Annotated in this window: 5 protein-coding genes and 1 pseudogene; 5 read left to right on the top strand and 1 reads right to left on the bottom strand. The window is 73.4% G+C overall.

What is annotated here, in order from left to right:
- A pseudogene (locus GT030_RS07170) lies at positions 1–211 on the bottom strand (hypothetical protein); the annotation flags it as partial.
- A 308-nt stretch (positions 212–519) separates the two neighbouring features.
- Between GT030_RS07170 and GT030_RS07165 the strand changes: the two are divergent.
- The 5 genes from GT030_RS07165 to GT030_RS07145 all read left to right on the top strand — a co-directional run.
- Complete coding sequence (locus tag GT030_RS07165; RefSeq protein WP_161200355.1) at positions 520–1,668, top strand: S1 family peptidase; 1,149 nt, start codon at positions 520–522, stop codon at positions 1,666–1,668.
- A 159-nt stretch (positions 1,669–1,827) separates the two neighbouring features.
- The gene (locus GT030_RS07160) at positions 1,828–3,648 is read left to right on the top strand and encodes a gamma-glutamyltransferase (protein WP_161200354.1); all 1,821 of its coding nucleotides are present in this window, start codon (positions 1,828–1,830) and stop codon (positions 3,646–3,648) included.
- An 88-nt stretch (positions 3,649–3,736) separates the two neighbouring features.
- Positions 3,737–4,579 carry an inositol monophosphatase family protein gene (locus GT030_RS07155; protein WP_161200353.1) on the top strand — a complete coding sequence of 281 codons (843 nt, stop codon included), beginning with the start codon at positions 3,737–3,739 and terminating at the stop codon, positions 4,577–4,579.
- Between the two features lie 78 nt (positions 4,580–4,657).
- The gene (locus GT030_RS07150; RefSeq protein WP_346009584.1) at positions 4,658–6,076 is read left to right on the top strand and encodes an NAD(P)/FAD-dependent oxidoreductase; all 1,419 of its coding nucleotides are present in this window, start codon (positions 4,658–4,660) and stop codon (positions 6,074–6,076) included.
- On the top strand, positions 6,073–6,557 hold a 485-nt coding region (locus GT030_RS07145), incomplete at its 3' end, for an O-acetyl-ADP-ribose deacetylase (protein WP_161200351.1). The genes GT030_RS07150 and GT030_RS07145, both read left to right, overlap by 4 nt.

The raw sequence follows: 6,557 nt of genomic DNA, 5'->3' as shown, positions 1-6,557 counted from the left end.
GCGCGGGCGCGGCGTCGTACGTCTTCGTGGCGGGCGCGGCGGAGGACGCGGCCGGGGCGGCGGAGGCACCGGCGGACGCCTGACTCGTGGGCGCCGGGCCGGAGTTGGCGGTGGCGGCGGGACCCGAGCTGAGGGCCCAGCCCGCGACGGCCAGCACGACGACCGGGGACAGACGAGCGGTGAGGGCGAGCGGCAGAGGCAGAGAACTCACGGCGCACTTCTCGTGGGAGAGGGGGTGACGGAAGGGGTCCGCAGGGACGGGGGACGCCAGTCTCACACGAGGGGTCCGCGCCACGGAAGCCCGAACTCGCTGCGTACTTGAGCCGTGACGCGGCCCGTGTGCCGAGGTGGCGCAAATCGCCCATATTCCCCCCTCCTTCATGTCGGTAAGAGAGGGCGTGTGATTGGCATGGACCTGTTGTAAAGGTGCCGCTAGGCTCTGCCCCGCACTGATGAGAGCGCTCTCAGACGTCGGCTGTTCCACCCCCACCTCGCTGGAACGACGAAGGGCAACTCCCCATGAGCCGCAAGAAAGTCATGCGCGCCGCCGCGGCCGCACTCCTCATGCTCGGCGGCCTCTCCGCGGCGGGCACCCTCCCCGCCGCCGCGCAGAGTGCCGGCGAAGCCCCCGCCTCCAAGAGCCTGCTGACCGCGATGCAGCACGACTTCGGGCTCACCAAGTCCCAGGCCGAGGCCCGCCTCAAGGCCGAACGCGCGGCCACCGCCCTCGACCCGAAGGCCCGCGCGACCGCCGGCGCGGCCTACGGCGGCTCCTGGTTCGATGCCAAGAGCAACCGCCTGACGGTGGCCGTGACCGACGACGCCTCCGCCGGCGTCCGCCAGAAGCTCCGCGACGCCGGCGCCACCGTACGCACGGTGGACCACAGCGCCCGCGAGCTGAACGCGGCCAAGGCGCGCGTCGACCGCCTCAAGGCGCCCAAGTCCGTGACCAGTTGGCACGTCGACCCGGGCGCCGGATCCGTCGTGATCGACGTGGTCCGCTCCAAGGCCGCCGACAACGATGTCCAGCGCTTCCTGGCGAGCGCCCGCGAGGCGGGCCCCGTCACCGTCCACAAGGTCGCCGAGTCCGCGAGCACCCTGGCGGCCGGCACGGTCGGCGGCGACCCGTACTACACGGGCAACGTCCGCTGCTCCATCGGCTTCTCGGTGTACGGCGGCTTCGTCACCGCCGGGCACTGCGGCCAGCCGTCCGCCGCCGTCTACGGCTGGGACCAGTCCTACGTCGGCAACTTCCAGGGCTCGTCGTTCCCCGACAACGACTACGCCTGGGTCAACGTGGGCAGCGGCTGGTGGACCGTACCGGTCGTGCTCGGCTGGGGCACCACCTCCGACCAGTTGGTGCGCGGCTCCAACGTGGCGCCTCCCGGCACCTCCATCTGCCGCTCGGGCTCGACCAGCCACTGGCACTGCGGCAGCGTGCTCGCGCTGAACGAGACCGTCAACTACAGCCAGGGCGCGGTGCACCAGCTCACCAAGACCAGCGTGTGCGCCGAACCCGGTGACTCCGGCGGCGCGTTCATCAGCGGCGACCAGGCCCAGGGCGTCACCTCCGGCGGCTGGGGCAACTGCTCCAGCGGCGGCGAGACCTGGTTCCAGCCGATCAACGAGATCCTGAGCCGGTACGGGCTGACGCTGCACACGGCCTGAGTCCCGCTCTCGCACGACGGCCCCGCGGGTGCGCTCGCTCGCGGGGCCCTCTCGCGTGTGCCTCTTGCATCTGCCCGTCCGGAACAAGTTTCATCCTGCATGAGTCACCGGGCGGGCAAGAGCCGGTGCGCAGAGGAGCCCGTGCAGAGAAGAGGCCGTATGTTCACCACCCGTCCCACCCTCCAGGGCACCTTCGGCATGGTGTCCAGCACCCACTGGCTGGCCTCGCAGTCGGCCATGGCGGTGCTGGAGGACGGCGGCAACGCCTTCGACGCGGCCGTGGCCGGCGCGTTCGTGCTGCACGTCGTGGAGCCCCACCTGAACGGCCCGGCGGGCGAGGTGCCCATCCTCCTCGCCCCCGTCGGCGGCCAGGTCCAGGTGCTGTGCGGGCAGGGCGTCGCCCCGGCGGGCGCCACCGTCGCGCACTACCGGGGCCTCGGACTGGACCTCGTCCCCGGCACCGGCCCCCTCGCGGCCGCCGTCCCCGGAGCCTTCGACGCCTGGCTGCTGCTTCTGCGCGACCACGGAACCAAACCGCTGGACGAGGTGCTGAAGCACGCCATCGGATACGCCGAGCACGGCCACCCGCCCGTGGAGAACGTCACCGCCACCGTGGAGAGCGTGCGGGAACTGTTCGAGACCGAGTGGACCAGCTCGGCCGAGGTGTACCTGCCCGGTGGCCGCGCACCCCGCCCCGGTGAGCTGCTGCGCAATCCCGCCCTCGCCGCGACCTGGAAGCGTCTGCTGGCCGAGACGGCGGGCGCGGGCGGCCGGGAGGCCCGTATCGACGCCGCCCGCGCGGTGTGGCGTACGGGCTTCATCGCCGAGGCGTTGCTCCGCCAGTCCCGCCGCCCCACCCTCGACTCCAGCGGCGCCCGGCACACCGGCACCCTCACCGAGTCCGACCTCGCGGACTGGACGGCGACCTACGAGGCTCCGGCCACGTACGACTGGAACGGCTGGACCCTCTGCAAGGCGGGCCCCTGGAGCCAGGGTCCGGCCCTCCTGCAGCAGCTCGCCCTCCTCCCGGCCGACCTCCCGCAGTACGGCGGCCCCGACTACGTCCACCTGCTGATCGAGGGCTGCAAGCTCGCCATGGCCGACCGCGAGGCGTGGTACGGCGACGCGGACGAGGTGCCGCTCACCGAGCTGCTGTCCGGGGAGTACAACACCGTCCGGCGGGACCTGATCGGCGCCGACGCCTCCTGGGAGCTGCGGCCGGGCAGCCCCGGCGGACGTACGCCCCGGCTGCCGAAGCTCGCCCACGCGCGCGTGCCGGACGGCGCCGTGGGGGTGGGAGAGCCCACGGTCGCCACGGCGGCGGTGGGAGAGCCCACCGTGGTCGCCGAACCGCGCGTCAGCGCCGACGGCACCACGCGCGGGGACACCTGCCATCTCGACGTGGTCGACCGCTGGGGCAACATGATCGCCGCCACGCCCAGCGGCGGCTGGCTGCAGTCCAACCCGGTCGTGCCCGAACTGGGCTTCCCGCTCGGCACCCGACTCCAGATGACCTGGCTGGAGGAGGGCCTGCCGAACACCCTGACACCCGGCCGCCGCCCCCGTACGACCCTCTCCCCGTCGCTCGCCCTGCGGGACGGTGTGCCGGTGCTGGCCTTCGGCACGCCCGGCGGTGACCAGCAGGATCAGTGGCAGACGCACTTCTTCCTGGCGGCGGTCCTCAGCGCACCGGTCCGGGGCGGGCTCGACCTCCAGGGCGCCATCGACGCCCCGAACTGGCACAACGACGGATTCCCCAGCTCGTTCTACCCGCGCGGCTGGCGGGCGGGCAGCGTGACCGTCGAGTCCCGGATGCCCGAGGAGGTCGTCGCCGGGCTGCGGCGCCGGGGGCACGACGTGACCGTGGGCCCGGCGTGGTCGGAGGGCCGGCTCTGCGCGGTCGCCCGCGACCCGGCCACCGGGGTGCTGTCCGCCGCGGCCAATCCGCGGGGGATGCAGGGGTACGCGGTGGGCCGCTGAGCGGTCCCGGCCTTGCTGTGAGCGGCCGGGCAGGGAGGTTATCCACAGCCGTGAGGGGGATATCGCCGGACCGTGGTCTCATGGACACATGATCGACGACACCGGAACCATCGAGGAGTTTGTCGCCCACCACTCCGCCGACGTGGAGGAGGCGATCCGCAAGGCCGCGGCCACCGAGATCCTGCCCCGTTTCCGCCGTCTGGCCGAGCACGAGGTGGACCAGAAGAGCGGGCCGCACGACCTGGTGACCGACGCCGACCGGCTGGCCGAGCGGCGCCTCACCGAGGAGCTGCGCGCCCTGCTGCCCGGCTCGGTCGTGGTCGGCGAGGAGGCGGTGCACGCGAACCCGGCGACGTACGAGGCCATCCGGGGCGACGCACCGGTGTGGATCATCGACCCGGTCGACGGCACCCGCCAGTTCGTGCACGGCAACGACGGCTTCTGCACCCTGGTCGCGCTCGCCCACCGGGGCACCGTGCTGGCCTCCTGGACGTACGCGCCGGTCCGCGACCAGTTCGCCACCGCCGTGCGCGGCAAGGGCGCCTTCCTGGACGGGGAGCGGCTCTTCGCCGGGCCGCCCGGGCCGGGCCGGGATCTCAAGGTCGCCGTCTCGCACCCGGACTACACCACCGAGGACCAGAAGCGCGCGCTGCGGGCCCTGTGGACCGACGGGGTCGCCCCGCGCTCCTGCGGCTCGGCGGGCCTGGAGTACCTGGCCATCGCGCGGGGCGAGACCGACGCCGTGGCGTTCTCCTGGGAGGCCGCCTGGGACCACGCGGCGGGCCTGCTGCTGGTGGAGGAGGCGGGGGGTGCCCACCTCACGCTCACCGGGGAGCCGTTCCGGATAACCGGGGGCAACGCGCTGCCGTTCACCGCCGCGCGCGACGCCGCCACGGCCCGCCGGGTGGGGGAGCTGCTGCGCACGGGGTGAGATGAGCGACCGGGGCCGGTGAGAGTGCCCCGGCCTATGCTGATCGGAGTTGCCATCGGCTGACGAGGGGGTCGGAAGGTGCCGTCGATGCTGGACGCGGTCGTGGTGGGGGCGGGGCCGAACGGGCTGACCGCCGCCGTGGAGCTGGCCCGCCGGGGCTTCTCCGTGGCCGTCTTCGAGGCGCGCTCCACCGTGGGCGGCGGCGCCCGCACCGAGGAACTCACGCTGCCCGGCTTCCGGCACGACCCCTGCTCGGCCGCGCATCCCCTGGGCGTCAACTCGCCCGCCTTCCGCGCGATGCCGTTGGAGCGGTACGGGCTGCGGTGGCTGCACCCCGAGCTGCCCATGGCCCACCCGTTCCTGGACGGCAGCGCGGCGGTGCTGGCCCGCTCGGTGGCGGAGACGGCCGCGTCCTTCGGCCCGCGCGACGCGGGCGCGTACCGCAGACTGATCACGCCGTTCCTGCACCGGTGGGACACCCTGCTGCGGGACTTCATGTCGTTGCCGCTGACCGCGCTGCCGCGCGACCCGGTCACCCTGGCCCGCTTCGGCCTGGCCGGCCTGCCGCCCGCGACGGCCCTGATGAGCCGCTTCCACGACGAGCGCTTCAAGGCCCTCTTCTCCGGCCTGGTCGCCCACACGATCGCCCCGCTGAGCGGGTTCGCCACCAGCGCGATCGGCCTGCTCTTCGCACTCGCCGCACACGCGCGGGGCTGGCCGGTACCGCTGGGCGGCTCCCAGTCGATCCCGGACGCGCTGACGGCGTACCTGACCGACCTCGGCGGCACGGTGCACACCGACTACGAGGTCAAACGGCTGGACGACCTCCCCCCGGCCCGCGCCTACATCTTCGACACCTCACCGACGGCACTGGCCCGCATCGCAGGCTTCGGCAGCCACTACGACGGCTACCGCTACGGCCCCAGCGTCTTCAAGATCGACTACGCGCTGGACGGCCCGGTCCCGTGGACCGCCCCCGAGGCCCGCGTCGCCGGCACGGTCCAGTTGGGCGCGAACCGCGCCGAGATCGACCGCGCCCTGCGCGCCGCGTCCCGCGAGAACCGCGCCCCCGACCCACCGTTCCTGATCACGGTGCAGCCCAGCGTGGCCGACCCGACCCGCGCCCCCGAGGGCAAGCAAGTCTTCTGGGTCTACGGCCACGTCCCCAACAACTGGCAGGGCGACCTGACGGACGCGATCGAACGCCAACTGGACCGCTTCGCACCGGGTTTCCGCGACCGAGTCCTCGCCCGGGCCACGGCAGGCCCACCCGAGCTGGCCGCCCGCAACGCCAACTACATCGGCGGCGACATCGCCTGCGGCGCGGTGGACGGCCTCCAACTCCTGCTGCGCCCCCGCCCCACCCTGTTCCCGTACCGCACTCCCCACCCCGCCGTCTTCCTCTGCTCCTCCGCGACTCCCCCCGGCGCCGGGGTACACGGCATGTCGGGCCACAACGCGGCCAAGTACGTCTGGAGAAGGCTGAGGCAACGATGACCACGATCACCCTCGTCCAGGGCGACATCACCGAACAGCGCGTCGACGCGATCGTCAACGCGGCGAACTCGTCCCTGCTGGGCGGGGGAGGGGTGGACGGAGCGATCCACCGCCGCGGCGGCCCCGCGATCCTCGCGGCCTGCCGCGACCTCCGCGCCTCCCACTACGGCGGGGGCCTCCCCACGGGCGAGGCGGTCGCCACGACGGCGGGGGATCTCCCGGCGGAGTGGGTCATCCACACGGTGGGTCCGGTGTGGCAGGGGCCCGGCTCCGATCCGGCTCCGCTGGCGTTCTGCTATCGGGAGTCGCTGCGGGTGGCGGATGAGGTGGGGGCACGGACGGTCGCGTTCCCGGCGATCTCCACAGGGGTGTACCGGTGGCCGGTGGAGGAGGCGGCGCGGGTCGCTGTGGAGACGGTGCGGGCGGCTGATACGGGGGTGGAGGAGGTGCGGTTCGTGTTGTTCGACGGGGGGACGTTCGG

It is taken from the genome of Streptomyces sp. SID1328 (assembly GCF_009865595.1).
Classification (GTDB): Bacteria; Actinomycetota; Actinomycetes; order Streptomycetales; family Streptomycetaceae; genus Streptomyces; species Streptomyces griseoluteus.
This window is presented reverse-complemented; position numbering and strand designations above follow the sequence as displayed.

Bases quoted from the DNA above. Each gene is read 5' to 3' on its own strand.
- GT030_RS07155 (WP_161200353.1), top strand. From the start codon at position 3,737: ATGATCGACGACACCGGAACCATCGAGGAGTTTGTCGCCCACCACTCC.
- GT030_RS07160 (WP_161200354.1), top strand. From the start codon at position 1,828: ATGTTCACCACCCGTCCCACCCTCCAGGGCACCTTCGGCATGGTGTCC.
- GT030_RS07165 (WP_161200355.1), top strand. From the start codon at position 520: ATGAGCCGCAAGAAAGTCATGCGCGCCGCCGCGGCCGCACTCCTCATG.